This is a genomic window from Kitasatospora sp. NPDC097691, assembly GCF_040302665.1.
Taxonomy (GTDB): domain Bacteria; phylum Actinomycetota; class Actinomycetes; order Streptomycetales; family Streptomycetaceae; genus Kitasatospora.
On sequence record NZ_JBEORY010000009.1, the window covers coordinates 155,456 to 180,965 of the forward strand.

At 74.6% G+C, this 25,510-nt stretch carries 25 protein-coding genes; 16 read left to right on the top strand and 9 right to left on the bottom strand.

Annotated features, from left to right (window positions below; genetic code table 11):
* Positions 1-6: 6 nt before the first annotated feature.
* From ABTY56_RS09540 to ABTY56_RS09555, 4 genes are all read right to left on the bottom strand, one after another.
* Positions 7-1,101, bottom strand: coding sequence for a M14 family metallopeptidase (locus tag ABTY56_RS09540; protein ID WP_350627878.1), 1,095 nt, complete (start codon positions 1,099-1,101; stop codon positions 7-9).
* Between the two features lie 15 nt (positions 1,102-1,116).
* Positions 1,117-1,446, bottom strand: a complete 330-nt coding sequence (locus ABTY56_RS09545) for a hypothetical protein (RefSeq protein WP_350627879.1) — start codon at positions 1,444-1,446, stop codon at positions 1,117-1,119.
* A 106-nt stretch (positions 1,447-1,552) separates the two neighbouring features.
* Entirely contained in the window at positions 1,553-2,320 is a 768-nt protein-coding gene (locus tag ABTY56_RS09550) for a TetR/AcrR family transcriptional regulator (RefSeq protein WP_350627880.1), read from the bottom strand.
* A 119-nt stretch (positions 2,321-2,439) separates the two neighbouring features.
* Positions 2,440-3,066, bottom strand: coding sequence for a LysE family transporter (locus ABTY56_RS09555; protein WP_350627881.1), 627 nt, complete (start codon positions 3,064-3,066; stop codon positions 2,440-2,442).
* Positions 3,067-3,272: 206 nt separating this feature from the next.
* Between ABTY56_RS09555 and ABTY56_RS09560 the strand changes: the two genes are divergently transcribed.
* The 7 genes from ABTY56_RS09560 to ABTY56_RS09590 all read left to right on the top strand — a co-directional run bounded on the left by ABTY56_RS09560 (position 3,273) and on the right by ABTY56_RS09590 (position 11,286).
* The gene (locus ABTY56_RS09560; RefSeq protein ID WP_350627882.1) at positions 3,273-3,902 is read left to right on the top strand and encodes a maleylpyruvate isomerase N-terminal domain-containing protein; all 630 of its coding nucleotides are present in this window, start codon (positions 3,273-3,275) and stop codon (positions 3,900-3,902) included.
* Between the two features lie 101 nt (positions 3,903-4,003).
* The gene (locus tag ABTY56_RS09565) at positions 4,004-4,357 is read left to right on the top strand and encodes a hypothetical protein (protein WP_350627931.1); all 354 of its coding nucleotides are present in this window, start codon (positions 4,004-4,006) and stop codon (positions 4,355-4,357) included.
* A gap of 146 nt (positions 4,358-4,503) precedes the next feature.
* Positions 4,504-6,339 (top strand): M1 family aminopeptidase, encoded by a 1,836-nt coding sequence (locus ABTY56_RS09570; RefSeq protein WP_350627883.1) that lies wholly within the window; start codon positions 4,504-4,506, stop codon positions 6,337-6,339.
* A gap of 90 nt (positions 6,340-6,429) precedes the next feature.
* Positions 6,430-7,155 (top strand): G1 family glutamic endopeptidase, encoded by a 726-nt coding sequence (locus ABTY56_RS09575; protein ID WP_350627884.1) that lies wholly within the window; start codon positions 6,430-6,432, stop codon positions 7,153-7,155.
* Between the two features lie 538 nt (positions 7,156-7,693).
* The gene (locus ABTY56_RS09580; RefSeq protein WP_350627885.1) at positions 7,694-8,527 is read left to right on the top strand and encodes a hypothetical protein; all 834 of its coding nucleotides are present in this window, start codon (positions 7,694-7,696) and stop codon (positions 8,525-8,527) included.
* Positions 8,524-10,005: an NADH-ubiquinone oxidoreductase-F iron-sulfur binding region domain-containing protein gene (locus tag ABTY56_RS09585; protein WP_350627886.1), complete on the top strand. Its 1,482-nt coding sequence runs from the start codon at positions 8,524-8,526 to the stop codon at positions 10,003-10,005. Before ABTY56_RS09580 ends, ABTY56_RS09585 begins: the two co-directional genes overlap by 4 nt.
* 255 nt (positions 10,006-10,260) lie before the next feature.
* Positions 10,261-11,286 carry an Lrp/AsnC family transcriptional regulator gene (locus ABTY56_RS09590; RefSeq protein WP_350627887.1) on the top strand — a complete coding sequence of 342 codons (1,026 nt, stop codon included), beginning with the start codon at positions 10,261-10,263 and terminating at the stop codon, positions 11,284-11,286.
* Between the two features lie 141 nt (positions 11,287-11,427).
* Here ABTY56_RS09590 and ABTY56_RS09595 read toward each other — a convergent pair whose 3' ends face one another.
* The 3 genes from ABTY56_RS09595 to ABTY56_RS09605 all read right to left on the bottom strand — a co-directional run bounded on the left by ABTY56_RS09595 (position 11,428) and on the right by ABTY56_RS09605 (position 14,905).
* Entirely contained in the window at positions 11,428-12,315 is an 888-nt protein-coding gene (locus tag ABTY56_RS09595; protein WP_350627888.1) for an NAD(P)H-binding protein, read from the bottom strand.
* A gap of 243 nt (positions 12,316-12,558) precedes the next feature.
* On the bottom strand, positions 12,559-13,713 hold the full coding sequence (locus tag ABTY56_RS09600; protein ID WP_350627889.1) for an alpha/beta hydrolase: 1,155 nt from the start codon (positions 13,711-13,713) through the stop codon (positions 12,559-12,561).
* A 355-nt stretch (positions 13,714-14,068) separates the two neighbouring features.
* A complete protein-coding gene (locus ABTY56_RS09605) occupies positions 14,069-14,905 on the bottom strand; it encodes a helix-turn-helix transcriptional regulator (RefSeq protein ID WP_350627890.1) in 837 nt (278 codons plus the stop codon).
* 139 nt (positions 14,906-15,044) lie between these two features.
* On the opposite strand from ABTY56_RS09605, the gene ABTY56_RS09610 reads away from it, so the two are divergent.
* Together ABTY56_RS09610 and ABTY56_RS09615 are read left to right on the top strand one after the other, a co-directional pair.
* Positions 15,045-15,779: an SDR family oxidoreductase gene (locus ABTY56_RS09610; RefSeq protein WP_350627891.1), complete on the top strand. Its 735-nt coding sequence runs from the start codon at positions 15,045-15,047 to the stop codon at positions 15,777-15,779.
* A 23-nt stretch (positions 15,780-15,802) separates the two neighbouring features.
* The gene (locus ABTY56_RS09615; protein WP_350627893.1) at positions 15,803-16,273 is read left to right on the top strand and encodes a nuclear transport factor 2 family protein; all 471 of its coding nucleotides are present in this window, start codon (positions 15,803-15,805) and stop codon (positions 16,271-16,273) included.
* A gap of 137 nt (positions 16,274-16,410) precedes the next feature.
* Here ABTY56_RS09615 and ABTY56_RS09620 read toward each other — a convergent pair whose 3' ends face one another.
* Positions 16,411-17,307, bottom strand: a complete 897-nt coding sequence (locus tag ABTY56_RS09620; RefSeq protein ID WP_350627894.1) for a lysozyme — start codon at positions 17,305-17,307, stop codon at positions 16,411-16,413.
* A 273-nt stretch (positions 17,308-17,580) separates the two neighbouring features.
* Between ABTY56_RS09620 and ABTY56_RS09625 the strand changes: the two genes are divergently transcribed.
* From ABTY56_RS09625 to ABTY56_RS09635, 3 genes are all read left to right on the top strand, one after another.
* Positions 17,581-18,147 (top strand): GNAT family N-acetyltransferase, encoded by a 567-nt coding sequence (locus ABTY56_RS09625; protein WP_350627895.1) that lies wholly within the window; start codon positions 17,581-17,583, stop codon positions 18,145-18,147.
* 244 nt (positions 18,148-18,391) lie between these two features.
* A complete protein-coding gene (locus ABTY56_RS09630) occupies positions 18,392-20,128 on the top strand; it encodes a glycosyltransferase family 2 protein (protein WP_350627896.1) in 1,737 nt (578 codons plus the stop codon).
* Positions 20,129-20,258: 130 nt separating this feature from the next.
* Entirely contained in the window at positions 20,259-22,487 is a 2,229-nt protein-coding gene (locus ABTY56_RS09635; RefSeq protein WP_350627897.1) for an acyltransferase family protein, read from the top strand.
* Here ABTY56_RS09635 and ABTY56_RS09640 read toward each other — a convergent pair.
* Complete coding sequence (locus ABTY56_RS09640; protein WP_350627898.1) at positions 22,478-23,104, bottom strand: hypothetical protein; 627 nt, start codon at positions 23,102-23,104, stop codon at positions 22,478-22,480. The genes ABTY56_RS09635 and ABTY56_RS09640 overlap by 10 nt on opposite strands.
* Before the next feature lie 127 nt (positions 23,105-23,231).
* Here ABTY56_RS09640 and ABTY56_RS09645 point away from each other — a divergent pair, with 127 nt between their 5' ends.
* From ABTY56_RS09645 to ABTY56_RS09660, 4 genes are all read left to right on the top strand, one after another.
* The gene (locus ABTY56_RS09645; protein ID WP_350627899.1) at positions 23,232-23,462 is read left to right on the top strand and encodes a hypothetical protein; all 231 of its coding nucleotides are present in this window, start codon (positions 23,232-23,234) and stop codon (positions 23,460-23,462) included.
* A gap of 60 nt (positions 23,463-23,522) precedes the next feature.
* Positions 23,523-24,017, top strand: a complete 495-nt coding sequence (locus tag ABTY56_RS09650; RefSeq protein WP_350627900.1) for a hypothetical protein — start codon at positions 23,523-23,525, stop codon at positions 24,015-24,017.
* The gene (locus ABTY56_RS09655; RefSeq protein WP_350627902.1) at positions 24,014-24,697 is read left to right on the top strand and encodes a class I SAM-dependent methyltransferase; all 684 of its coding nucleotides are present in this window, start codon (positions 24,014-24,016) and stop codon (positions 24,695-24,697) included. The genes ABTY56_RS09650 and ABTY56_RS09655 overlap by 4 nt, the downstream gene beginning before the upstream one ends.
* Positions 24,698-24,846: 149 nt before the next feature.
* Complete coding sequence (locus tag ABTY56_RS09660; protein ID WP_350627903.1) at positions 24,847-25,485, top strand: nucleotidyltransferase domain-containing protein; 639 nt, start codon at positions 24,847-24,849, stop codon at positions 25,483-25,485.
* Positions 25,486-25,510 lie beyond the last annotated feature (25 nt).

A 25,510-nucleotide genomic window follows, 5' to 3' on the forward strand; every position in this document is an offset into this window, starting at 1 on the left:
GGGTGTTCAGGTGACGGCCAGGCAGAACTGCACCAGCCCGGCGTCCACGTCGAGGACGATCTTCTCCATCTCCGCCCACGGCGGGTGGAAGGGGTTGGGCGAGTGGGCCGCGTCGTTGCCCCACTCGATCGTGAAGCCGAGCACCTTGCCCCGGTCGGGGTCGGTGTAGTGGCGGGCGTAGACGTAGTCGTCGCTGGTGCCGCTGGTCGGGTACAGGTGGAAGCCGGTCATCGGCTTGTACGGCACGCCCCGGACGGCGAAGACGCCCCGGCAGAACGCCTCGGCGAGCAGCCGGGCGGTGTCCTCGTCGCCCTTGGGGATGTACTCGGAGTACGCGAGGTCGCCGGGCAGGCCGCGCCTGCCGTCGAACTGGTGGTTGCGGAAGTTCATGTCCGGGTCGACCGACTGGTTGTCGTCGTCGCCCCAGTTGTAGAGCATGTCCTGCGCGTAGCTGTGGACGTCGACGAACCACCCGGTCCGCGGGTGCTGGTCCAGCAGCCAGCGGACGTTGCGGGTCTCCGGCTCGGAGAATGCGCTCGGCCCGCAGTAGACCATGGCGTCGCACGGGTCGGCCGAGACCTGGGGGTTCGCGTTCGGGTCGAAGGCGGTGGCGAAGTCGAAGAGGAAGTCGTAGTTGCGGTTGAGGTCGACGCCGATGCAGTCCGGGTCCGGGTTGCCGCCGGCGTTGGCCGGGTTGCGGTTCTTGCGCCACATCGACTTCACGGTCTGGCTGTAGTGCCGCCCGTCGGGGTTGACCAGCGGGTAGACGACCAGGTCGAGGCGCCGGAGCAGGTGCTGCACCTGGTCGGCGGTGAAGACGGAGCCGCCGTAGCCGAGGCCGGTGCCGTTCTGGTAGGCCTCCAGCAGGTCGGCGGCGAAGTGGACGAGGACCTCGCAGCTGCCCCATTCGCGGGCGTGCACTCCGCCGATCATGATCACGCAGCGCTTGGGGATCGGCGCGGGTGCGCCGATCTTCAGGGCGTGGGTGGTGCGGCCCTCGATCGAGCGCTCGGGCAGGGTGATGAGATCGGTGAGGCCGGGGTAGGCGGTGGCCAGGCTGGTCACGGCGGATTCGACCTCGGCGATGTTCAGGTACGACATGGCGGGCCTCCCGGGTCAGCCGGCGAGCTTGGCGGCCAGGCCGCGCGGGACGGCGTCGGCGGGGGCGAACCGGTCGCCGGTGCCGACCTCGGCCTGGGCGGCGCGCCCGGCCTCGCTGGCGTTGCCGATCCGGGTCACCGTGACGCCCTCGCGTTCGAGGGTCGGGACCTTGGCGGCCGTGGCGTAGACGTCGATGCCGATGCGGCCGTCCGCCTCGACGTACGGGCGTCCGCCGGTGTCGGAGCGGGTGTCGCGCAGCAGCGCGCGCAGGGTGTCCTGGTCCCTGGCGGTGACGCGCAGGCGCAGGATGTCGTCGTGGTGGGGTTCGTTCGGAACGGCGGACATGGGGACTTCTTCCCGGACGCCGACGGAACGTGGCCGGAGCGGTCTCGGGCGACTCGCCCCGCGGCGCCGTCATTCAGAGGATATGTCCGACGTGTACCTCGTATCCTCAGGATGCGTCGCCGCCGTAGAAGGCGTCAAGCGGAGGCTGCGGCATCCCGTCCAGCAGGCTGTCCAGGCCGCGCAGCATCTCGCCGTCGTCGTCGAAGTCGGCGAAGCGGGGCATCAGGGCGCGCAGCCGCGGGTACTCGGCGGCGGGCAGCCGGTGCAGGCCCAGCCGCAGGGCCGGGTCCGGCTCCTCCGGGTTGTCGACCACCTGGCGCTTGTCGACCAGCAGGCAGCCGAGGTTCCAGGCGACGAAGGCGCGGTAGACGGTCAGGGCGGTCGCGTCGTCGAAGCCGGCCCGCCCGAGCACGGCGAGGATGTGTTCGGTCAGTTCGAGCACCGGCGCCGGTCGCCGCGTCACCGGGACGGTCAGCGGGCGGGTCGCGACCAGCGGCAGGATCTCGGGGTGGGCGTGTGCGACGGCGGCGAACGCCCGGGCGATCCGGCGCAGTTCCTGCCGCCACTCGGGTTGGTGCGGCTCGGGCCGGCGCCGCTCGGGCTGGTGCCGCTCGGGCCGCTGGGGGCCGCTCGCGGCGGCGGTCCGCAGCCGGGCGTTGACCTCGGTGAAGTAGGCCTCGGTCAGGCCGTCGAGCAGGGCCTCCTTGCCCGGGGTGTAGCGGTACAGGGCCATCGACTCGACACCCAGCTCGGACGCCAGTCGGCGCATGGTCAGTGCGGTCAGGCCCTCGCGGTCGACCAGCGCCACCGCGGCGTCGAGCACCTGCGGCCGGCTCAGCCGCCCCCGCTTCTCGGCGCCGTCCCGCTCTGCCATGTCCGCACTCCTCCGGATCGGCGGAAGTCACCCAGCGGATACAGAACCAGGATACAAGGGATGAATCAGGCGTAAACGGGTACTGCTCCGCCGGTCCGGCGTTCCGGCGATTCCGCTGGTCAGTCGACCAGCAGCCGAACGGCCAGTACGGCGACCAGGGCGGTGGAGCCGAGTGCGGTGAGTAGTCGCCCGCGGGGCCCGGTGAGCGCACGGCCCAGCAGCGCCCCGCCCGAGGCGAGCAGCAGCTGCCAACTGGCGGAGGCGGCGAACGCGGCGGCGACGAACACCGCCCGGGCCAGGGTGTCGGAGGTCGCGGCGTCCCGGCCCCCGCCGCCGAGGACCAGGGCCGCGAAGTAGAGCACGGTGAGCGGGTTCAGCAGGGTGATCCCGAGCAGGGTGAGGAAGGCCCGGGCGGGGGAGGGTGGCGCCGGTTCCGGTGCCGCGGCGGCCCCGGCTCGGCGGCGCAGCGCGCCGTGGGCCGTACGGGCCGACAGGGCCAGCAGCACCAGGGCGGAGCCGATCCGCAGCGGCCCGGCGACCGGTTCCAGCAGGGGCGCCAGCCCGCCGCCGCCGGCCGCCGCGATCAGCGCGTACAGTCCGTCCGCGGCGGCCACGCCGAGGGCGGCGCAGGCGCCGGTGCGCAGCGAGGTCCGCGCGGTGAGCGCGACGAGGTGGGCCCCGACGGCCCCCACCGGGACGGCGACGCCGTACCCGGCGAGCAGCCCCGCGACCAGGGCGGCCCTCATCCGCGTGCGGCGTCGGACCTCCGGGGGAGGCCGGGCTGCTGTCGGCGCACGGCCGGGCGGGCGGCGGGGTGCGCGGACGGCGAGCGGGCGGGGAGGACGGTCATGCGCTGATGGTGGCGGCCGCGGGGCGGGGGCGGCAACCGGTTTTCGGCGGGCGGTGGGTAGCGTGGGGGCCGTCCCGTGACCGCCCGATCCGAGGAGAGCCGATGGACAGTCAGAACGATCCGGTGCGAGCCCTGTTGGCCGAGGCCTGGGGATCCTGGGCGGAACGCGGTGCGGCCCTCGGCGCCGCGGACTGGGACCGGGCGACCCGGCTGCCCGAGTGGACCGTCCGGGACCTGTACGCGCACGTGGCGCCGGTGCCGGAGATGTTCACCGGGCTGCGCACGGCCGTCCTCGACGGGCCGGCCGAGATCACCACGGGGGCCGGGATCCTTCGCGCCTACAACCGGCCGGGCGGTCTCGCGCACACCGCCGCCGGGCAGGTCGCCGAGGCGGCGAAGCAGACCGCGGTGGCGGCCGGCCCCGCCGAGCTGCTCGCCCGGTTCGGGGTCGAGGGCCCGGCGGCCCTGGCCGCGCTCGACGACCTGCCGCCCGGCACCACGGTCGCGCACCCGCTGCTCGGCAGCGTGACGGTCGGCGCGCTCGGTGAGGTGGCGCTGATGGAGGCGACCGTCCACCTGCTCGACCTGATCGCGGCCGTCGGCGGCCCGCCGCCCGCCGACGCGGCCCTGCGGGCGACCCGCGCCCTGCTGGTGGAGGTCGCCGACCCGGTGGCCTTCATCGAGGCGGCGAGCGGGCGCAGCACGGAGGCGGTGCTCCCGGTCATCCGCTGACCCAGCCGTCCCCGCCGGGGTCGGTTACCCCTGGTCAGCAGTATGATCAGCGGCCGGAGTCGGCCCGATCGGGGGAGTGTTCAGTGGACCAGGTGCTCAACATGTGGTGGGTGCTGCCCGTCGTCCTGTACGGCAGCGGATGGATCGTCAAGGACGCCCGGCAGGCGTTGAAGGTGCGGCACGAGCGCAAGATGGAGCTGCTCGCCGCCAACGAGCGCCGGCATGCCGCGCTGGAGGCGTCCAACCGCCCGCCGGAGCCGGTCTGCGGCTGCACCCACCACCTGGCCAAGCACGACAAGCAGGGCCGCTGCCACGAGGACGTCGAGGCCCCGACCGCCTGGGACGCCGACCGTCGTCCGCTGCAGTACGAGGCGCGGCCCTGCAACTGCCAGCAGTACATCGGTCCGGAGCCGCTCGGCACGGTCTTCGCCCCGGAGCTGGTCGACCCGCGCTGATCGCGGCGGCGCGGTCCCGCGTCGGGGTCCTGCCCGTGCGGTCCCGCGTCGGGGTCCCGCCGGTCCACTTGGTGTCATGAGCCTTTCAAAGGTGCGGGTTTGCTGTCACGCTGCTGCTCCCGGCCCGCTCCCCACGAGAGGTTCCGATGAGAAGACTCCTGCATGCCCTGACCGGTGCCGCCCTGTTCGCAGCCGCCGGCCTCACGGCGCTCGCCACCCCCAATGTGGCGAGCGCCGCGGACTGCACACCCGCCCAGGTGGTGGCCAACGGCGGTTTCGAGTCCGGCAGTTCGCCGTGGACGGCGCCGAGCGGCGCGATCACCGCGGACAGCGGCCAGAGCGCGCACGCCGGCAGCTCCTACGCCTGGCTCGACGGCTACGGCTCCACCCACACCGACACCCTCTCGCAGTCCGTCGCCCTCCCCACCGGGTGCGGCACCGCGACGCTCGGATTCTGGCTGCACGTCGACACGGCCGAGACGACCGCCAGCACCGCCTACGACAAGCTCACCGTCAAGCTCGGCTCCACCACCCTGGCCACCTACTCCAACCTGGACGCCCAGGCCGGGTACGTGCACAAGACCGTCGACGTCTCCGCCTTCGCCGGCCAGACCGTGACGCTCGCCTTCACCGGCGTCGAGGACTCCAGCCTGCAGACCAGCTTCGTGCTGGACGACGTCACCCTGGACGCCTCCGGCGGCACCACCCCGCCCCAGCCCGGCGACCCGACCCGCACCCCGGCCGCGCCCGGGTACACCGTCGACCTCACCAGCGACGCCTCCGGCGGCAGTTGGACCGGCCACGAGAGCGTGACCTTCACCAACGCCTCGCCCACCCCGCTGAACGAGGTGTACCTGCGGCTGTGGGACAACTGGCACGGCAGCTGCCCCAGCACCCCGATCACGGTGACCAACGTGACCGGCGGCACGCCCGCCCCGCTCTCGGTGAACTGCACCGCGCTCAAGGTCACCCTGCCGGCGCCGCTCGCGCAGGGCGGGAGCGGCACCGTCGGCTTCGACCTGGCCATCACCGTGCCGAGCGGCGCGGACCGCTTCGGCCGTGACGGCGCGTTCAACTTCATCGGCAACGCCCTGCCCGTCCTGGCGATACGGGACGCGGCCGGCTGGCACCTCGACCCGTACACCAACAACGGCGAGTCCTTCTACTCGGTGGCCTCGGACTTCACCGTCACGCTGGACCACCCGTCCGGCCTGCTGGTGCCCGCGACCGGCACCTCGGTGGACACCCCGGGCGCGGCCGGCCGGACCGTCACCAAGGCGACCGCGAGCAAGGTGCGCGACTTCGCCTGGGGCGCCGGGCCGTTCACCCGGATCTCCGGCACCTCGGCGGCCGGGGTGAAGGTCAACGTCTACTCGGTGGCGGGGATCAGCGCGGCCGACGCCAAGTCGATGCTCTCCACCGCGACCTCGGCGGTCGACGCCCACGCCCAGCGCTTCGGCGCCTACCCGTACGGCGAGTTGGACGCGGTGATCGACAACAACTTCTGGTTCGGCGGGATGGAGTACCCGGGCTTCGTCCTCGACCTGGTCAGCACCACGGCGCTGACCCACGAGATCGGCCACCAGTGGTGGTACGGCATCGTCGGCGACGACGAGTACAACAGCCCCTGGCTGGACGAGGCGTTCACCGACTACGCCACCGACCTCGCCCTCGGCAAGACCGGCAACGGCTGCTGGAACAGCGTCTCCTGGGCCTCGTCGGCGGAGAAGATCACCAACTCGATGGCGTACTGGGACGCCAACTCCTCCCGCTACTCCACGGTCGTCTACGGCTACGGCAAGTGCGCCCTGCACGACCTGCGCCGGACGATCGGCGACACCGCGATGACCACGCTGCTGCGGAACTACGCGCAGGCGCACTGGTACGGCGTGTCCACCACCGCGGAGTTCAAGGCCGCGGCCCAGGCCGCCACCACCGTCGACCTGACCTCCTTCTGGAGCCAGCACCGCATCGACGGCTGACCGCCGACCGTCCACGCCGCCCCCGGCCCCGCCCGGGGGCGGCGCCCGACCCGCGTCCGGCACCCCGTCCGCCACTTCGGAGAGGACCCCATGACCGCCCGCCCCCACACCCGCACACTCGCACTGCTCGTCACCACGGCCGTCGGCCTCGCAACCGCCCTGAGCGCGGCAACCCCGGCCGCCGCCACGGCGAGCCATCGCAGCGACCACACCCGCCGGCACGCGGACAACATCTGGGGTGGCTACATCACCTACGGCTCCACGTTCACGACGATATCGGGCACCTGGAACATCCCCGCGCTCGACTGCACCAACAACCGCGGAATCGCCTCCCCCTGGGTCGGGTTGGACGGGTGGGACAGCGACACCGTCGAGCAGATCGGCGTCGACCTCGACTGCACGACCGGCCGGGCACAGTACAACACCTGGGTCGAGATGTACCCGCAGGACAGCATCTACTTCGCCGAACCCGTCCAGGCCGGCGACTCCATGACCGGCACCGTCACCGACGAAGGCGGGCACTGGTACACGCTGACCCTGAGCGACACCACCCAGGGCTGGACGAAGTCCTTCCGGAAGTACCTCGCCACCGCGACCTCCGTCAACGCCGAGGCCATCATCGAACCCATCGGCTCGGGCTCCGTGCCGACCCTGGCGAAGTTCGGCCCGCTGCAGTTCACCGGCGTCACCGTCGACGGCCGGCCGATCGGCGACTACGCCACCCACTCGTCCACCGTCACCCGGAGGACGACGACGCTGGCCACCACCGGCACGCTCAAGAGCGACGCGTTCCCCGTCACCTGGCGGCACTCCTGACAGAGCCGTCGCCCCGGCCCCGCCGGGAAGCACACTGACGCGCGGGCGCGGCCCCACCGGCTCTCTGCTGTCCGAGCAGAGCGACCGAGGGGCTGCGCCTGTCGCCGTCCGCCCCCTGGGCGCGGCGACCGGGGCGACCGGGCGGGGGAGAGCACGGTCGGGCAGGAAGGCCGAGGCTCGGCGGCGCGTCCGTGTTGCCGGCGGATCCGGACCTACCGGCTGGTAGCTCCGATGGCCGGACGCCGTCGGCACGTGAGGCCGGTAACACCGGCCGGAGCGCCTCCTACGGCCGGTCGTAGTCACGTCCTCCCTGGTCGGAGCGTTGCCGGCGGGCCTGAGCGGTGCCCGCCTACGGTTCGTGGTCGTACTGAGCGGCCTTGGGCCCCGGTTCGGGCCCCGCTAAGAATGGGCCAGTCCTGCCTCTCCCGCCGCGCCACCGGTGGGCGGCATCCCCCGTGCGGGCCCCAGGGTCCGCCCTGCCGAGATCCCGGCTCCGGCACGAGCCGTGCGATCCGGACCAGCGGAAGAAGGTGTCCCGATGTCCGGTCCAGCCCTGCCCACCGCGTCGGCGCTTCACCCGTTGCTCCTGGCGGCCGGGCGCGTCCAGGCCTTCCTGGACTACTTCGCGGGCGTGTTCACCCTGCTGTCGCTGACCGCCGTGGTGGTGTGCGGTCTGACCGCCACCGACCGGCTGATGCTGACACCGCGGCTGCGGGTGGCCCTGCAGTCGGCACACCGGGCGACGGCCGTCGCGGCCCTCGGATTCCTGGGCGTCCACATCGCGGTCAAGGTCGCCGAGCGGCACGCCGGCCCGTGGGCCGCGGTGGTGCCCTTCACCGGAGGTGCCGGCGGCACGGGCGTCGAGATCGCCCTGGGCACCGTGGCCGCTGACCTGATGGTGTTGGTGGCGGCCACCGGCGTGCTGCGCGGACGGTTCGCGGGCAGTCGTCACGCCTGGCTGTGGCGGGTCCTGCACTCCACCGCGTACGCATGCTGGCCGGTCGCCCTGGCCCACGGGCTGACCGCGGGACGACCGGCGCACGCCTGGGTGTGGTGGGGCTACGGGCTGTGTGCGGCGGCGGTGGCGCTCGCGCTGCTGGTGCGCACCCTCGCCGGGGCAGGCCGGCGACGGGCAGCCGGACTGCACCGGCGTGGCACGCGCGCCCGCCGTCCCGCCCCCGCGCACGCGACCAGCCTCGCCGCGGCCGCCGCGCGTTCCTCCCTCGCGGACACCGGTACCCGTCCGCTGGCCCGGCCGGGCCTGTCCGTGGCCGGTTCCGCCGCCGCGGACCGGCCGACGCGCCGGCCCCGGCACGCCGGACCGCCCGCAGCCGTCCCGCTGCACCTGGCCCGGCCGGGCGGTGGCCGATGAGCCCGGCACCCGCTCTGCCCGAGGTGCGCTGGCTGGCACCTGCCCGGCTCACGGCCGGCCTGGACCGCAGGACGCGACTGGACCTCGCGGCACACAGGTCCGTCCACCCGTTGCCGCCGCACCCGTCCCGGGACGACCTGCTCGCGCTGGCCGAGGGCGTGGACCTGCGGGGCCGCGGTGGCGCCGGGTTCCCGTTCGCCCGCAAGGCCCGCGCCACCCTCGCGGCGTCCGACCGCTCCGGCGCGCGCCCCGTGATCGTGGCCAACGGTGCCGAGGGCGAGCCGCCCAGCGCCAAGGACACCATGCTGCTCGCCCGTGTGCCGCACCTCGTCCTGGACGGGGCGTGCGCGGCGGCGGCCGCCTTCGGGGCGGAGGAGATCGTGATCGGCGTCGCCGCGGGCGGCCCCGGCGAGGACTCCGTCACCGCCGCGCTCGCCGAGCGCGGGAACGACCTGCCGTGCCCGGTCCGCCTGGTGTGCCTGCCCGAGCGGTTCGTCTCCGGCGAGTCCAGCGCGCTGATCCGCGGGGTGAACGGCCTCGCGGTCCTCCCCGGCACGGTGAAGTCACGCGCTGCCGACGGCGGGCCGGGCGGTGTCCGACGGCGCCCCACGCTGCTGTCCAACGCCGAGACGTGGGCCCAGCTCGCGCTGGTCGTCCGCCTCGGCGTCGATGCGTACGGGACGGTCGGCACTGCCGCGGAACCCGGCACCGTGCTGCTGACCGTCAACCGACCGGCGGCCGGTCCGTTGGTGGTGGAGGTCCCGGCCGGGACGCCGATGGGGCCGGTGCTGGCAGCCTGCGGCACCCCCGCGGGCGAGGGCGTGCTCGTCGGCGGCTACCACGGGGCGTGGCTGCCCGGGCGGGACGCCGTCGGTGCCCCGCTGTCCCGGGCCGGTCTGGCAGGACTCGGCGGAACCTTCGGGGCCGGGGCGGTCGTCGCACTGCCCGGGGACACCTGCCCGATCGGCGAGATCGCCCGGGTCGCGGCCTGGCTGGCGGGCGAGTCCGCCGGACAGTGCGGACCCTGCCGACGGGGACTGCCCGACGCCGCCGACGCACTGGCGGCCCTGGCCGGCGGCGCCGGGCCCGCCGCACTGGCGCAGGTCCGCAGCGCCCTCGGGGCGGCGCAGGGCGGCGGCGCCTGCTCGCACCCGGACGGCACGGCCCGCTTCGTCCTGACCGCGCTCGACGTGTTCGCGCAGGACGTGGCCGCCCACGTCTCCGGCCCGGGCTGCGGACGGCCGGTGCTCGGCGTACTGCCGCTGCCCGCGGAGAGCGGGCCTCGTCTGGAGGTGGACTGGTCCCGGTGCGCGGGGCACGGACTGTGCGCCGTCGTGGCGCCCGGGCTCGTCCGGCTGGGCCCGCACGGCTATCCCGCGTCGACGTCGATGCCCGTCGCGCCGTGGCAGCGGCACGCCGCGCGCCAGGCGGTGAGCCAGTGCCCTGCGCTGGCGCTACGGCTGGACCGGCGCCGCTGACGGCGCCCGCCCGGCGGTAGCGTCCGCCGGTGGCGGAGTCGGACCACCAGCTGTACGGGCTGTTCGGGCCGCTGGTGCTGTACGGAACGGCGGCCCCGCAGGAGTCACCGCCGCACACGTGGGCATGAGGTTCCGTCAACTCGACGTCCGGTTCGGGTCTTTCTTCCGCGAGTGCCGGGCTGACGGTCTTTCTGCTGGGGTCGTGATTTCAGGAACGGGCCCTGCGGTGCGGCGTTATGGGCGAAACTTGCCTTCATGGTGCATTCGTCGGCGGATCCCGTACTGAGCCTTGTGGATCAGCGGCTGGTGGCCGCTTTGCAGTGCGACGGGCGTCTGTCTGCGGAGCGGGCGGCCCAGGTGCTGGGGCTCAGCCCCGCCACCGTGCGGCGCCGTCTGCAGGCGCTCGGCGCCGACGGCACACTGCGGGTGGTGGTCTCACCGGTGGCGCGACCGCGCAACGGCGGCTCGGCCGGGGCGCTGTTCCTGCGTATCCGGGTCCTACGGGGCAAGCTCGACACGATCGTCGCCGCGCTCGCCGCGCGCGAGGACATCCCGTTCATCGACGTCACCACCTCGGGTGACGAGATCTTCGCGGTCGCCCGCACCGAACCGGGCTCACGCGACCCGCTGGTCTTCCGGCAACTGCCCTCCACCCAGGCGGTCACCTCCCTGGAGAGCGCCACGATCCTGCACGTCTTCCGGCTCACCTCCGAGTGGCGCCATCAGGTGCTGACCGCAGCCGAACGCGCGGCACTGAGCCGGGCCGCGCCGGCCCCCGAAGCGACCGCCGCCGGCCCGGGCACCGGCTCCCCCGGCCCCTACGGCATCGACACCGACCCCCTGGAGCAGACCCTCCTCGACGCCCTCGACCCCGACGCCCGTCTGCCCGCAGCGGCCCTGGCCGCGCGCACCGGCCACCCGGAGAGCACCGTGCGCCGACGCCTGGCCCGACTCACCGCCCAGGGCCGCCTGATCACCCAGGTTCTGGTCGAGCCCCGCCGCCTCGGGCTGCCCATCGAGGCCAAACTCCTGCTGCACGTGCCCCCGGACCACCTCGCTGCCGCCGGACAGGCCCTGGCCGACCATTCCGCGGTCCACGGCGCCTTCGCGACCTCGGGTCCCTCGAACCTGCACGCCGCCGCGTACTTCCCCGACCTGACGGCCCTCTACGGTTTCCTCTCCCGCGACCTGGTCGGCCTGGGCATCACCCACATCGAGACGGCCATCGTCAGCCGAGCCGTCAAACGCACCCCCGCACCGTCGCATCCCGCGTCGCCGTAGGTGTCGGCGCGCCGGTGTCGGCGACGACGAGGTGACGGCATCTGCGGTGCCGGGCCGGCGCGGCGCTTGTGATCGGCGGCTACTGTCGCGCCGGTCGCGTGGGCTGTCAGTGTCCGGTCGGGACTGCCCGTGTCACGGGACTCACCTCGATGGTGGGGTGAAGCCGGCGGTCGTGGGCGGGGCCGCGAACGCGCCCGCATGGTCGGCGACCCAGGTCGCGTAGTCGTGGGCCGGGCGGCCGAGTACCCGTTGGACGGTGTCGGTCACGACGGCGGGGCGACCGAGCTCCCGGCGGTAGCGAGCCAGCAGGGCGGCGACGAACGGCGCGGCGACGCCTTGGCGCAGGAGGGCTTCGGCGGCTGCCTCGGGCGGTACGCCCCGGTAGGTCAGGGGACGGCCGAGGACGCCGCCGATCACCTCGATCATCCGGGCGTGGGTCAGGGCGTGCGGGCCGGTGAGTTCCAGTCGGCCGAGCGGCCGGTCCGTGATCAGGGCCCGGGCCGCGACATCGGCGAGGTCCTGTTCGTGGATCGGCGCCTCGGAGAACTCCGGGTAGGGGCCATGGACGACATCACCGGCTCGGAGCTGGGCACCCCAGGCGTGCAGGCTGCTGGCGGCGAACGTGCCGGAGCGCAGGCTGGCCCACTCCAGTCCGCTGGCGGTCACGGCCTGTTCCGCCTCCTTGTTGCGGTCGCCACGGTGCCGGGAGGGCTGGTCGTCCGGGTCCTCGTCGATGTTGAGCGCGCTCAGCGCGACCACGCGGCGTACGCCCCGGTCGCGGGCGAGCGCGACGAGTTCGGCGGCGGCCTCTCCGGCCGCCCTGGGGTGCAGGAACAGTGCGGTGACGCCCTTCAGGGCATCGGCGAGCGTGCTCGGACGGGACGGGTCGCCGTGGACGATCTCGATGCCGTCGGGCAGCGCGGCGGTCGCGGGGGCGCGGGTCACCGCGCGGACGGCCCGGCCGTCGGCGGCGAGGGCGGTCACGAGTGGACGGCCGACCAGGCCGGTCGCTCCGGTCACCAGGATCACGGGTCTCTCCTTCGTGGAATGTCGTTCGAGGGCGTGGGCGCGTGGGCGCGTGGACAGCCGTTGGTGAAACGACTGATCGGGTTCGGGTCCGTCCGTGGGCGTGCAGGAGCGGATCCGGGAGCATGCGGTGCCGAGCCGTGCGAGCCGGTGCCGAGCCGGTGCGAGCCGGGACAGACGGGGAACGGATGGGAACGGGGCGGGGACGAGCCGTCCGGACGCAACCCCTCGCCTCGTCCCGGTCGGTCACGGCGTGCGGGCCGCGTGCGGGGCCAAGTGCCTGCGCAGGAACGCGATCTGCGTCCGGGCGGCCTGTTCGTGCGCTTCGAGGAAGGGGGCGTAGTGGCGGCCCGGCAGGTGGACCACTTCGGCGTTCGGGGCGTGCCGAGCCGCCCCGACGGCGGGGCCGGGGAGCGCGCTCTGGTCCTGGTCGCAGACGACCACCAGCAGGGGGCACCGGATCCGGGACGCGTGGCGACCGGGCCGGTACCCGGGGAGCTGGAGCGCGATCCGGGCGGCGACCGTCTGCTCCCAGGTGGTGTGGCGGCGGTCGGGGTCGAGGGCCCGGTCACCGTCCATGGCGTCGCGTGTGGTGAGCGAGGCGACGGTGCCGCGCGGGCCGGCGGTGGGGACCAGCATCGGCGGACGGCCGACGAGGCTCCCGAGCGTGTCCGCGACACCCCGGCCGAAGAGCCGCAGCGCCGCGAGGGGCGTCATGGAACGCAGCGCATGGGGGGCGAGGGCGCGCCCGTCGACCAGCGGCGTCTGTGCGATGGCGCAGGCCAGTCGGGGGTGATCGGCCGCGACGCGGAAGACGTGGCCGGCCGCGAGCGAGAAGCCCCAGACCGAGATCCTGTCCGGGTCGACGTCGGGCAGGGTGGCCGCGTACTCGATCGCGGCGTGCCAGTCGGCGATCTGCTCGTCGAAGCGGACGACCTGACGTGGTGCGCCCCCGCTCTCCCCGAACCGTCGGTGATCGAAGGCGAGGACGGCGAAGCCGGCGTCGTTGAAGCGTGCGGCGAACAGGTCCGTGGCCGGCTCCTTGGTCACCGAGGTCCCGCCGGCCATGATCACACAGCCGCCGTTGGATCCCGGGTAGTACCAGGCGGCGCATGAGGTGCCGCCGCTGGCGAAGCGTACGTTCTCCCGTTGTGCGGACGCGGGCACGTGGACCTCCAGGGTGGATGCGTCGTTCTCGGGTGCTGTGAATCCGCGGGCCTGCGGCGTTGCCGTACCGCAGGCCTCCTGCGCGGTGCCGCCGGTGGCAGCCCCGGAGGTGCCGGCAGCCGACCGATCGGGCCGGGTGGACCGGATGCGCGGGTCGAGGATCACCGGGTGCTCCTTCCACGGCCCGGATCCGCCGGTGTACGTCGGAACCGGGGTGGAGCGGATGACATCCATGCTCGGCCCGGGCCCCCTCGGCAGGCCCTGCGGTGCGACGGAATGGGCGAAACTCGCCTTCGTGGTGCCTTCGTCGGCGGATTCCGTACCGAGCCTTGTGGATCGGCGGCTGGTGGCCGCTTCGCAGTGCGACGGGCGTCCGTCCGCGGAGCGGGCGGCCCGAGTGCCGGGCTCAGGCCGGGCTCAGGCCGGGGGGGGGAGGCGGGGGAGTCGAGGCGGGGGGAGTCGGTGAGGTCCGGCGGCCGACGGTTCGCGGCCGTCCCGAAGGTCTCGCGGGACAGCGGGAGTGTTCTGACCTCGGGTCGTGCGCGGGCTCGTCGCGGCGGAAGCACTCGATGGGCGCCGGATGCCGCGGTCACCTGGCGGGCGGGACCGGGGCGGCGTGGAGGGAGCCGAGCAGGCTGAGGGAGCGGGCGCTGGAACTGCCGGGCTCCGCCTGGTAGATGACGAGCTGCTGGCCCGGTTCGGCGCGCACGTCGAAGGTCTCGTACGCGAGTTCCAGGGGCCCGACGTCCGGGTGGAGCAGGTGCTTGGCCTCCCGGGTCTTGCCGCGCACCACGTGGCTGCTCCACAGGACGGCGAAGTCGGCGCTCCGCTCGGTGAGGCCACGGGTGAGGTCCCGCAGCCGGGGGTTGTCGGGGTCGACACCGGCCGCCTCTCGCAGGTGCGCCACGACGGCCTCCGCGGCTCGGCGCCAGCGGGTGTGGAACCGGCGGCCCGCCGGATCGAGGAACGTCATGCGGGCCAGGTTGTCCATCCGTTCGAAGGGTGAGTGCAGGGCCTCGGCCAGGGCGTTGGCCGCCAGGACGTCCAGGGTCCGGTTGACGACGAAGGCCGGAGCCGCCGGGTAGCCGTCCAGCAGCTGCCGGAGGGCGGGATGGACCCGGTCCGTGGTACCGGTGGGCCTGGTGCCCGGGGTGGTTCCCGCCAGGCGGTGCAGGTGCGCGTGGGCATCGGGGCACAGGTGCAGCGCGCGGCCGAGCGCGTCGAGCACCTGGGCCGACGGGTGGCGTTCACGCCCCTGTTCCAGCCGGGTGTAGTAGTCGGCGTTCACTCCGGCCAGGACGGCGACCTCCTCGCGGCGCAGCCCGGCGACCCTGCGCACGCCGTGGCTCGCGATGCCGATGTCCTGCGGTCGCAGGGCCGCCCTGCGTGCGCGCAGGTACTCCCCGAGGCGGTTGTCGTCGGTCATGCCGTCAGGTTAGGCCGCGACGCCGGTGCGGTGCCCGGGTGCGGTGCACCCAGGCACGGGCCGTCCTGGTCGACGGCCGCCGTCCTGCCCAGACTCGGTCGGGCAGGACCGATCTGCACAGCGAGAGGAAACAGCAGGCATGACAGACACAGGCAAGGTCGTGGCGATCACCGGCGCGAGCAGCGGGATCGGAGAGGCGACGGCCCGTCTCCTCGCCGCCGACGGCCACCGCGTGCTCCTCGGAGCGCGGCGTACCGACCGCCTCGACGCGGTGGCCCGGGAGATCACCGAGGGCGGCGGCACCGCCGCGTCCCGGCGGCTGGACGTCACGGACGCGGCCGACGTCGAGGCCTTCGTGGCCGCGGCCCGCGAGCGCTTCGGGCGCCTCGACGTGATGGTCAACAACGCCGGGGTGATGCCGCTCTCACCGCTCACCGCCCTGAGGACCGACGAGTGGGACCGGATGATCGACGTGAACGTGCGGGGAGTCCTCCACGGCATCGCCGCCGCGCTGCCGCTGATGCGCGCCCAGGGCGGCGGGCACTTCGTGAACATCGCCTCCGTCGGGGCGTACGAGGTCTCCCCGACCGCGGCCGTCTACTGCGCCACCAAGTTCGCCGTGCGCGCGATCTCCGAAGGACTGCGTCAGGAGTCGACCGGGGACATCCGGGTCACCCTCGTCTCCCCGGGGGTGACCGAGTCCGAACTCGCCGAGGGCATCGGCGACCCCGTCGCCAGGAAGGCCATGGAGGCCTACCGCGCCGTGGCACTGCCGGCCGGCGCGATCGCGCGGGCCATCGCCTACGCCGTCTCCCAGCCGTCCGGGGTCGACGTCAACGAGATCGTCGTCCGTCCCACCGCGAGCGCCCAGTGACCCCCTCCGGCACGGAACCCGCCGTGCCGCACCACACCACGGACGACGACCTGGCCCGCAGACTGCGGATCCTGGAGGACAAGGAGGCGCTGCGCACCCTCCTGATGCGCGGATGGCGGGCGCTGGACCGCAAGGACTGGCAGACCTGGATCGAGTGCTGGGCCGAGGACGCGGTCCTGGAGTTCGGACCGTGGGAGACGATCAGCGGCAGGGAGGCGATCCGGGCGAAGGTGGAGGAGGCGGAAGCGCCGTACGCGGCCATGCAGCACCACATCCTCAACCTGCACGTCGACGTCGAGGGCGACCGGGCCACCGGCATCGGCTACATGTGGTTCGTCGCGGTCGTCACACCCGGGCGTACCGGTGCCCCGTACTCCATGGGAGGGCCCTACGACTGGGAGTTCCGCCGGGGCCCCGAGGGCTGGCTCCTGGTCCGCCAGCGGCTCGACGTCCGGTGGACCGACGGCGAGGACCCCCTGAGGGCCTTCGAGTAGCGGACGCCCGCCCCATCACCGACGTGGGCCACCGGTCGGCCGAACGCCGCCCGCGCCCGCGGGACCGAGCGTGGCGGCTGGGCTGCTGCCGGTGCGGGGCGGGTTGGGGTGCCCCGCACCGGTGGGTGTGTGGTGCGTCAGCCGAGGGCGAGGGCCCGGAGGCGGTCGGCCGCGCCGTTGAAGTAGTCCTGGTCGCCGGGGAAGGTGCCGGAGTCCGCGAACTGCCAGAAGGTCTGGTAGCCCCAGCCGTTCGGCAGGGTGCCGACGGTGGAGGCGTAGCGGGCTATCCAGAGCGGGTTGGTGGTGCCGAAGCCGCCGTAGTTGCCGGTGCACTGGGTCCACCAGTTGGTGGTGGTGTAGATGGTGGGGTAGCGGCCGGTGCGGGTGTGCACGGCGGTGCTGAAGTCGCGGATCCAGCCGACCATGGCGCTCTGGCTCAGGCCGTAGCAGGTGGCGCCGTAGGGGTTGTACTCGATGTCCAGGGCGGGCGGCAGGGTCCTGCCGTCGGCGGACCAGCCGCCGCCGTGGCCGACGAAGTAGGCGGCCTGGGTGGCGCCGGAGGAGGCGTTCGGCAGCGCGAAGTGGTAGGCGCCGCGGATCAGGCCGGCGTTGTAGGAGCCGTTGTACTGCTGGGCGAAGTACGGGTTGGTGTAGCCGGTGCCCTCGGTGGCCTTGACGTAGGCGAACTTGGCGCCATCGGCCGCGACCGACGACCAGCCGACGTTGCCCTGGTAGCTGGCGACGTCCAGGCCGGGGGTCTGGGTGGCGGCGAGGGAGGCGAGGGGCGCCGCGGTGCCGCGCCCCTCGTGGGCGGCGACGGTGGAGCCGGCGAAGTCCCGGTCCGGGTGGAAGGCGGCGGTGCCCTCGACGACGGGGGCGACCGGGGCGGGTTCGGCCGCGTACGCCGGGGCGGCCGCGCCGGCGGCCAGGGCGGTCGCGGCGGCGAGCGCGGCCAGGGCGGGCAGCCGGCGGCGGGCGGGGCCGTCGGAACCGGTGGTGCGGGCGGTGCGGGCGGAGCGGGAAGAGCGGGGCATGAACACTCCTCTGGTCCGGTGCGGGTGGGCCCGAGCGGCCCGGAACGGCCGGGTGTCGGCGCGGCCGAACCGCAGAGTAGCCATGTCCGCGCCAGTGCCGCCAGGCATCTCGGGCCACAACCTGACCCGGCGTCACACCTGCCGGATCGCCACCACCGGCAACGCGCGTTGCCGGTCCTGCCGGTCCCCGTCCGGAGCCGCCCGGCACGCTGTGACACGATGCCCGCGTGCCGGCCGTCGCGGGCGGCACCAGCACGGAGGAGAGGACCAGCCATGACCGAGACCGCCACCGACACCGCCCGGCCCGTCGGGGAGCCCGTCTTCAGGCCCGCCACGCCCGCCGACGTCCCGGCCCTGGTCGAGCTGGTCGAGTCCGCCTACCGCGGCGACTCCAGCCGGGCCGGCTGGACCACCGAGGCCGACCTGCTGGCCGGGCGGCGGACCAACCCCGAGGCCGTCGCGGAGGCCGTCGGCCACCCCGAGGGGCTGGTGCTGCTCGCCGAGCGCGACGGCGAGCTGCTCGCCTGCTGCCAGCTGGAGCGGCGCGGCGAGCGGGCCTACTTCGGGATGTTCTCGGTGCGCCCCGGCCTGCAGGGCGGCGGCGTCGGCCGGGCCGTGCTGGCCGAGGCCGAGCGGCTGGCCGGCGAGGAGTGGGGCGTCGCCACGATGGAGATGACGGTGATCGAGCAGCGCGCCGAGCTGATCGCCTGGTACGAGCGGCGGGGCTTCCGCCGCACCGGCGAGTTCAGCCCGTTCCCGTACGGCGACGAGCGCTTCGGCATCCCGCTGCGGCCGGACCTGCGGTTCGAGCACCTGGTCAAGGAGCTGAAGGCCTCCTGAGTCCGGTCGGTGCCGGTTCGGCCCCGGGGCCGAACCGGGCCGGCCCCGCCGTCGGGCCGACGGGCCGTGCTCGGGGTTCGGTCCAGGGGCGCTGGACCCGATCGCGGAAGGTGATGCGGCGTCAAGTCGCCGAGCTGGGGCGATGCGGAGATGTCATACCTCGTTCATGATTGGTCTAGGCCAATGTGAGAGGCTGGGGGCGAACGGCCACGTACCGTCCGATGCCCAGGGGGGCCACTTCCGCATGCCCGTACTCCATGGCACCGCCATGCCCGCACCCGACGCCGGTCCGCGCCGGACACCCGCGGACCCCGACCTGCGCCTGCCCGCCCCGCCCGACGACGAGGAGCTCTACTGGTACTTCGGCCCGCAGCGCCGCTGGGTGCTGCTCTGCGCCACCCTCTCCTACGCGGGAGCCACCGCCACGCTCGGCCTGTTCGCCCTCAGCAAGCCGCTGCTCTGGCCGTTCCTGGTGCTCACCGTGCTCAACGCGGCGACCTGGCTGCTCTCGCTCACCGACGGCCAGCGCGCCCGCCGCTTCACCCGCGACTCGCACGACCTGCTGATGCGCGCCTGGCAGCCCGCCCGCCACCCGAGCGTGGACCTGCTGCTGCCCACCGCCGGCGAACCGACGGCCGTCCTCGACAACGCCTACCGGCACACCGCCGCCGTCCGCTGGCCCGGCGAGCTGACCGTCATCGTCCTCGACGACGCCGACCGCCCCGAGGTCCGCGAACTCGCCGAGTCCTACGGCTTCGAGTACCGGGCCCGCCCCGACCGGGGCCGCTTCAAGAAGGCCGGCAACCTCAACCACGGCCTGGCCGAGGGCACCGGCGAGATCGTCGCCGTCCTGGACGCCGACTTCTGCCCGCGCCCCGACTTCCTGCACCACCTGGTGCCCTACCTCGACAACCCCGGGGTCGGCATCGTGCAGAGCCCGCAGTGCTTCGACACCGACGCGAACATGTCCTGGCTCGAACGCGCCGCCGGAGCCACCCAGGAGATCTTCTACCGCTGGATCCAGCCCTCCCGGGACGCGCAGGACGGCACCGTCTGCTGCGGCACCAACGCGCTCTACCGCCGCGCCGCGCTGCAGCGGATCGGCGGCTTCGCCGAGATCGACCACAGCGAGGACCTCTACACCGGCCTCGCCCTCGCCCGCGCCGGCTGGTCCACCCGCTACGTGCCCGCGCTGGTCGCCAAGGGCATGTCGCCCACCGGCCTGCCCGCCTTCATCAGCCAGCAGTACCGCTGGTGCCTCGGCTCCCTCGCCCTCGTCCGCGACCCGGACTTCCGCAAGGGCCCGCTGCCCCGCTCCGCCCGGCTCTGCTTTTGGAACGGCATCCTCGGCTACCTCACCAGCGCGGTGAACGTCTTCGCCGTGCCGCTGCCCGCCCTGATCATGCTGTTCTTCCGGCCCGAGGAGATCGAACCCTGGCAGGTGCTGCCGTTCCTGCCGCCGATCTGGGTCGCCCTCGTGCTGCTGCCCGCGATGTCCCGCACCCGCTGGCGCTTCGAGGTCACCCGGGTCCAACTCCTCGGCGGGCTCTGCCACGTGGTCGCCATCGCGCACGCGCTGCGCCGCCGCTCCGCCGACTGGGTGCCCACCGGCGCCGTCTCGGGCGGCAGTTCACTCGCCCGCGCGGTCGCCCGGATCGGGGTCGGCTGGCTCGGATTCGTCGTCCTCGCCGGCGCCGCCGGGCTCGTCCGGGCCGCGCTGCTGCACGGCTGGCGGCCGTACTGGGCGCTCGCCGCGCTGCTCGCGCTCACCGCGTACACCATGATTCCGCTGATCAGGGCCCTGTGGCCGCTCCTGAACGGTGCGAACGGCGGCAAGGGCGCCGCCGTCGGCGAGGTCGCCGCGCCCGTACGGAGCCGCTCCGACCTCGGGTTCGGACGCGCCGAGGCCGTCGCCGTCACCGCCGTGCTGCTGCTCTGCGGGCTGCTGGCGTCCGGCTGGGCCGATCCTCTGTTGTTCTGACGATCCGTCAATTCGCCTACTCAGTACCGAGTTCCCTTGCGCGTCGCCCCACCGGCGCGGACACCGCCCGGCCGCCCCATCGGCCCGGCGGGCCCGACCACCGCTGCCACCCCTGCCAAGGAGCGCCGCCGTGCCCACGGCCGTACCACCGTCGTCCGCACCTTCCTCCGCACCTTCCTCCGGCCCCGCCGCCGCACCTTCCTCCGCACCCGCCTCCGGACCCGCCGACCTGCTTCCCGAGGTCGTCCGGGTGGACCAGGAGCTCGCCGCGAAGAGCACCGCCGTCGCCGACCGCGGGCAACCCCGCCGGCGCGCCGCCTTCCGCCCCGACATCGAGGGCCTGCGCGGCATCGCCGTACTGTCCGTCCTCGCCTTCCACGCCGCCGTACCCGGCCTGACCGGCGGCTACGTCGGCGTCGACATCTTCTTCGTCATCTCCGGCTTCCTGATCACCGGCCTGCTGCTCGGCCGCCCGCTCGGGCTGTGGGACTTCGCCGCCCGCCGCGCCCGGCGCATCCTGCCCGCCGCGGCCACCGTGCTGGTCGCCACCGCCGCGGCCGGCGGCGCCCTGCTCGACCCGCTGCGCGGCACCGACCTCGCCCGCGACCTGATCGCCGCCGCCGGACAGTTCGCCAACTGGCGCTTCGTCGGGCAGCAGACCGACTACCTGGCCGCCGAACGCGACCCCAGCCCGCTGCAGCACTTCTGGTCCCTGGGCGTGGAGAACCAGTTCTACCTGCTGTGGGGCGTCCTGCTGCTCGGCCTCGCCCGCCACCTGCGCGGGCGCCGCCGCACCCTCGCGATCACCCTCGCGACAGCCGGCATCGGCGGCGTCTCGCTGGTGCTGTGCCTGCGCTGGACCCACACCTCGGCACCGCTCGCCTACTTCTCCACCGGCAGCCGGCTCTGGGAGTTCGCGGCCGGCGCCGGCGCGGCGCTGCTCGGCGGCGCGCTCGCCACCCGCAGCGAACGGCGTCCGGTGCTGTGGTCGCTGCGGCTGCTCGGCTGGCTCGGCCTGGCGGCCGTCGCGGCACCGGTCCTCCTGTACGACCGCAGCACGCCGTTCCCCGGCTCCGCCGCGCTGCTGCCCGTCCTCGGCACCGCCGCCGTCCTGCTCGCCGGACACGGCGCGCTGCGCGCCCCCGACGCCGGGCGACTGCTCGCCGCCCGCCCGCTGCGCGCCGCCGGTCGCCTCTCCTACGCCTGGTACCTCTGGCACTGGCCGGTGCTGACCATCGCCCAGGCCCGGTACGGCGCGCTGCCGTGGACCACCCTGGCCGCGCTCACCGCCGCCAGCGCGCTGCCCGCCTGGCTCACCCTGCGCCTGGTCGAACAGCCGCTGCGGTACGGCAGCAGCCCGGCGCCCCGGCGCGGGCTCGCGGTCGGCGCCAGCGCCCTCGTCATCCCGCTGATCGCCGCGCTCACCCTCGGCGGCGGCACCGTCCGCGCCCTCGGCGGGACCGCCGACACCCCGGCCGCCGCACCCGCCGGAGCCGCCGACGGGCCGAGCCTGCTCGCCCCCGGCACCCGGGTGCTCACCCTCACCCCCTCGCTGGCCCGCGCCCGGGAGGACTTCCCGCCCGGCAAGGGCTGCGAGATCCCGCTCAACGCCGACAGCAGCCCGCGCTGCCTCTTCGGCACCGAGGACAGCCCCGACCGGATCGTGCTGCTCGGCGACTCGCACGCCGGCCAGTGGATCTCCGCCGCCCTCGCCATGGCCGAACAGCGGCACTGGGCGCTGGAGGTCCTGGTCAAGCCCGGCTGCCCGCTGGCCACCCTCACCGTGCGCAACAACGTGCTCGGCCGCACCTACGACGAATGCGACCGCTGGCGCGAGAACACCCTCACCCGGCTCACCTCCGGACCCAAGCCCCGGCTGGTCCTGATGGCCGGCCTCAACCGCTACGGCAGCCAGGAGGAACGCACCGAGGGCTGGACCCGCACCCTCGACCGCCTCACCGCGCTCGGCGCCCCGCTCGCCTACCTCGGCGACACCCCGATGCCCGGCAAGGACATCCCGACCTGCCTGGCCGCCTCCGACGGACGCTCGGACGCCTGCTTCTTCCCCCGTGACACCGCCTTCGAGCCGGACCCGCTGCTCGACGGCGGGCTCGCCGCCCGGTACGGCCTCCGGACCCTGGACCTCGGCCCGCTGCTCTGCCCCGGCACCGGGCCCTCCTGCCCGGCCGTGCTGGAGGGCGTGGTGCTGTACCGGGACACCGGGCACATCACCGACACCCTGGCGCGGGTGCTGGCGGCCCGGCTGGACAAGGGTCTGCTGGGGACGGCCGGGGCTCCGGGAGCGTCCGGGACATCGGGGGCGTCGGTCGGTGCCGGCAGCCCGGCGGCTCAGCCGTAGACGCTGCGGCAGAGGCGGGCCTGCTCCGAGCCGGCCGGCCAGCGGCCGACGCGTTCGGCCTGGTCACAGATGCTGCCCGGGCCGGCGCTCGGCTGCGACCCGCCCGACCCCGGCCCCGCGTGCGTGCCCGGCGTGGCGCGGGCCGCGGCGGTGGCCCGCGGGCTGTGACCGGGCTTCGGGCGCGGGCTCCCCGACGCGTGCTGGGCGTCCCCGGCCCCGGGGGCGGCCGCCGACGCCGCCGTCACCGCCGCGCCGGCCGCCCCGGTCGCCGCGCCCATCGCGCCGACCCCCGGGACCGGGGCCGGCAGCGGGGACGGCGCGGGCGTGGCGGGCGGCGGCGACACCGGGAGCGGATGCGAGCCCGGGCCCGAAGCGGAGGGCGAGGCCCCCGGCAGCGCCACCGTCCGCACCTCGTCGCCCGACCCCGGCCCGCACATCACCAGCACCGAGGCCAGCACGGCGCCCGTCCCGACCGCCGCGGCCGCCCACGCCTTGCGCGAGCGGCGTCTCGGCCGCGCGGGAACGGGCACCGGCGGCAGGGGACTCGTGGGGACCGGCGGGGGCTGCCACGCGTTCTGCGGCCACTGCCACTGCCCTCCGGTGGGCTGCCCAGTCATGTGCTCGTCCTTCCCGCGGCCCCCCGTCGTACCTTTCCGTGCTCAACGAGCGCGCCGACGCCGGGACATGACCCGGAAGAGGGGTCTGAACGGGCGTTGATTGCCACCGCGCCACATGCTTGGGGTCATGGAGACCAACAGCACGACCGCACCCCTGGTCGAGGTGGCCGAGTTCCGGACCGACAGCCGCTACCGCCTCGTCCACTTCGAGGGCCACGGCTGGGAGCCGCTCGCGCCGGAGGAGTTCGAGCCGCGGATCCACCAGCTCTTCCCGGACCTCGACCCGCGCGACCCGCAGCGCGTGCACTGGGCCGACCGCCCCTGGGAATGGCCCGCCTGGCACCCCGGCGAGGCCTGAGCGGTCTCCGTACGGCGGTCACGCTCCGCGCGGTGGTCGGGACTTCGTTACGCTGAGCGGGTGAGTGTAGATCACTTCTGGTGCCGCTTGCCGGGACAGGCCGTGGACACCTGTTCGCCGGAGGAACTCGGCCAACTCGTCCCCCGGGACACCGACGTCCGCTACGACCGGCTGGCCGCCGCCGGACTCGCCCTCGGGGTCCGGCGCACCGCCGTCCTGATGGAACTCGCACTCACCGAGAACGGCCTGCACCCCGACCCCGCCGCCCGGCTCCCCGTCTACGGCGGCGGGCCGCGCGAGTCCGGCACCGCGATGCCCGTGCTGCGCCCCGACCAGGTCGCGGCCGCCTCCGCGTTCCTGCGGGGCTCCGCGCTCGGCGAGCTCGTCCGCCAGCAGAACAGCGTGCTCGCCCGGACGGTCGCGCACCTCGGCTACCCGGCGCCCTGGTCCGAGGCGGCGGCCGCCCGGGTCGTCAACGACCTGCGCGAACTGCGGGACTTCTTCGCCGGCGCGGCGGCCGCCGGCGACGCGGTCGTCGTCCGGGAGGCGGAGTGAACGACGGAACGGCCGGCACGACGGGCACGGCGGGCACGACGGGCATGGCGGGCACGACGGGCATGGCCGACACGACGGGCACGACCCGCGCGGCCGGCACGACGGGGTACGGCGAAGCGGCCGAACAACTCGCCGTCCAGTACGAGAGCGTGAGCTTCGCGGAGGTCCACCGCGAACTGCTGCACCTCTACCCGCCGCCGCCCGCCGCCGTCCTCGACATCGGCGCCGGCACCGGCCGCGACGCCGCCGCCCTCGCCGCCCTCGGCCACCGGGTGGTCGCCGCCGAGCCGACCCCCGAACTCCGCGCCGTCGGCGAACGCCTGCACGCGGGGGCGGCCATCCGATGGGTCGCGGACGCGCTGCCCGGCCTGCCCCGGCTCGCCGCCGAAGGCGAGCGCTACGACCTCGTCCTGCTCACCGCCGTCTGGATGCACCTCGCCCCCGCCGAGCGCCCACCCGCCATGGACGCCCTCACCGCCCTCCTCGCCCCCGGCGGCCGCCTCGCCCTCACCCTCCGCCACGGCCCCGTCCCGCCCGGCCGCCGGATGTTCGACCTCCCGCCCGAGCCCACCGTCGCCCTCGCCGCCGAGCGCGGCCTGCGCCTGCTCCACCGCAGCGCCCGCCCCGACCTGCACGGGCGCGACGGGGTGCACTGGACGCTGCTGGTCTTCGAGCGGTAGTCCGCCTGGGGCAGGTCGCGGGCGGTGGTTCTTGCCTGCTGCCGGCCGGCGGCGGTCGCACGAGAAGTCGGAGCCGTCGACTTCCCGCGTGGTCCTACCGTGCGCCGAAGTCGACGGACCGGGACGGGCGGCGGCAGTAGGTTGTCCGGATGACCGAACAAGTGCCGCCCGGCGGCGTCGTGCTCGTTGCGGACGAACTGGACGCCCGGTGGGCGGACGCATGGCGGCCGGAACAGGCCGCGGAGCGGTTGGCCGGGGTCGGGGTGACCTGGTGCGTCGCGGCGGGGTGGGCGTTGGACCTGTTCCGGGGGCGGCAGTCGCGGCCGCACAGCGACCTGGAGATCGCGGTGCCCGCCGCGGGGTTCCCGGAGATGCGCGACCGCTTCCCCGAGTACGTGTTCGACGCGGTGGGTTGGGGCCGGGTCTGGCCCGCGGCGGGAGCCGACGTGTTGGCGGCCACGCACCAGACCTGGGCGCGGGATCCGGCGAACGGCCGGTTCCTGTTCGACGTCTTCCGCGAGCCGCACGCGGGCGGGACGTGGATCTGCCGGCGCGACGGGAGCCTGCGGCTGCCGTACGACGCGATCATCGAACGGACGGTGGACGGGAGCCCCTACCTGGTGCCCGAGGTGGTGCTGCTGTTCAAGGCGAAGGCCGCACGGCCCAAGGACCAGGCGGACTTCGAGGGTGTGCTGCCGTTGCTGGGCCAAGAGCGGCGGGACGTGCTCCGCGGGTGGCTGGGGCTCGTGCACCCGGGGCATCCGTGGCTGGCGCGGCTGGCCGAGTAGCACCGTCCGGTGGCGGTGGCGGTGG

Bases quoted from the DNA above. Each gene is read 5' to 3' on its own strand.
- ABTY56_RS09540 (WP_350627878.1), bottom strand. From the start codon at position 1,101: ATGTCGTACCTGAACATCGCCGAGGTCGAATCCGCCGTGACCAGCCTG.
- ABTY56_RS09545 (WP_350627879.1), bottom strand. From the start codon at position 1,446: ATGTCCGCCGTTCCGAACGAACCCCACCACGACGACATCCTGCGCCTG.
- ABTY56_RS09550 (WP_350627880.1), bottom strand. From the start codon at position 2,320: ATGGCAGAGCGGGACGGCGCCGAGAAGCGGGGGCGGCTGAGCCGGCCG.
- ABTY56_RS09555 (WP_350627881.1), bottom strand. From the start codon at position 3,066: ATGAGGGCCGCCCTGGTCGCGGGGCTGCTCGCCGGGTACGGCGTCGCC.
- ABTY56_RS09560 (WP_350627882.1), top strand. From the start codon at position 3,273: ATGGACAGTCAGAACGATCCGGTGCGAGCCCTGTTGGCCGAGGCCTGG.
- ABTY56_RS09565 (WP_350627931.1), top strand. From the start codon at position 4,004: ATGTGGTGGGTGCTGCCCGTCGTCCTGTACGGCAGCGGATGGATCGTC.
- ABTY56_RS09570 (WP_350627883.1), top strand. From the start codon at position 4,504: ATGAGAAGACTCCTGCATGCCCTGACCGGTGCCGCCCTGTTCGCAGCC.
- ABTY56_RS09575 (WP_350627884.1), top strand. From the start codon at position 6,430: ATGACCGCCCGCCCCCACACCCGCACACTCGCACTGCTCGTCACCACG.
- ABTY56_RS09580 (WP_350627885.1), top strand. From the start codon at position 7,694: ATGTCCGGTCCAGCCCTGCCCACCGCGTCGGCGCTTCACCCGTTGCTC.
- ABTY56_RS09585 (WP_350627886.1), top strand. From the start codon at position 8,524: ATGAGCCCGGCACCCGCTCTGCCCGAGGTGCGCTGGCTGGCACCTGCC.
- ABTY56_RS09590 (WP_350627887.1), top strand. From the start codon at position 10,261: ATGGTGCATTCGTCGGCGGATCCCGTACTGAGCCTTGTGGATCAGCGG.
- ABTY56_RS09600 (WP_350627889.1), bottom strand. From the start codon at position 13,713: ATGGATGTCATCCGCTCCACCCCGGTTCCGACGTACACCGGCGGATCC.
- ABTY56_RS09605 (WP_350627890.1), bottom strand. From the start codon at position 14,905: ATGACCGACGACAACCGCCTCGGGGAGTACCTGCGCGCACGCAGGGCG.
- ABTY56_RS09610 (WP_350627891.1), top strand. From the start codon at position 15,045: ATGACAGACACAGGCAAGGTCGTGGCGATCACCGGCGCGAGCAGCGGG.
- ABTY56_RS09620 (WP_350627894.1), bottom strand. From the start codon at position 17,307: ATGCCCCGCTCTTCCCGCTCCGCCCGCACCGCCCGCACCACCGGTTCC.
- ABTY56_RS09625 (WP_350627895.1), top strand. From the start codon at position 17,581: ATGACCGAGACCGCCACCGACACCGCCCGGCCCGTCGGGGAGCCCGTC.
- ABTY56_RS09630 (WP_350627896.1), top strand. From the start codon at position 18,392: ATGCCCGTACTCCATGGCACCGCCATGCCCGCACCCGACGCCGGTCCG.
- ABTY56_RS09640 (WP_350627898.1), bottom strand. From the start codon at position 23,104: ATGACTGGGCAGCCCACCGGAGGGCAGTGGCAGTGGCCGCAGAACGCG.
- ABTY56_RS09645 (WP_350627899.1), top strand. From the start codon at position 23,232: ATGGAGACCAACAGCACGACCGCACCCCTGGTCGAGGTGGCCGAGTTC.
- ABTY56_RS09660 (WP_350627903.1), top strand. From the start codon at position 24,847: ATGACCGAACAAGTGCCGCCCGGCGGCGTCGTGCTCGTTGCGGACGAA.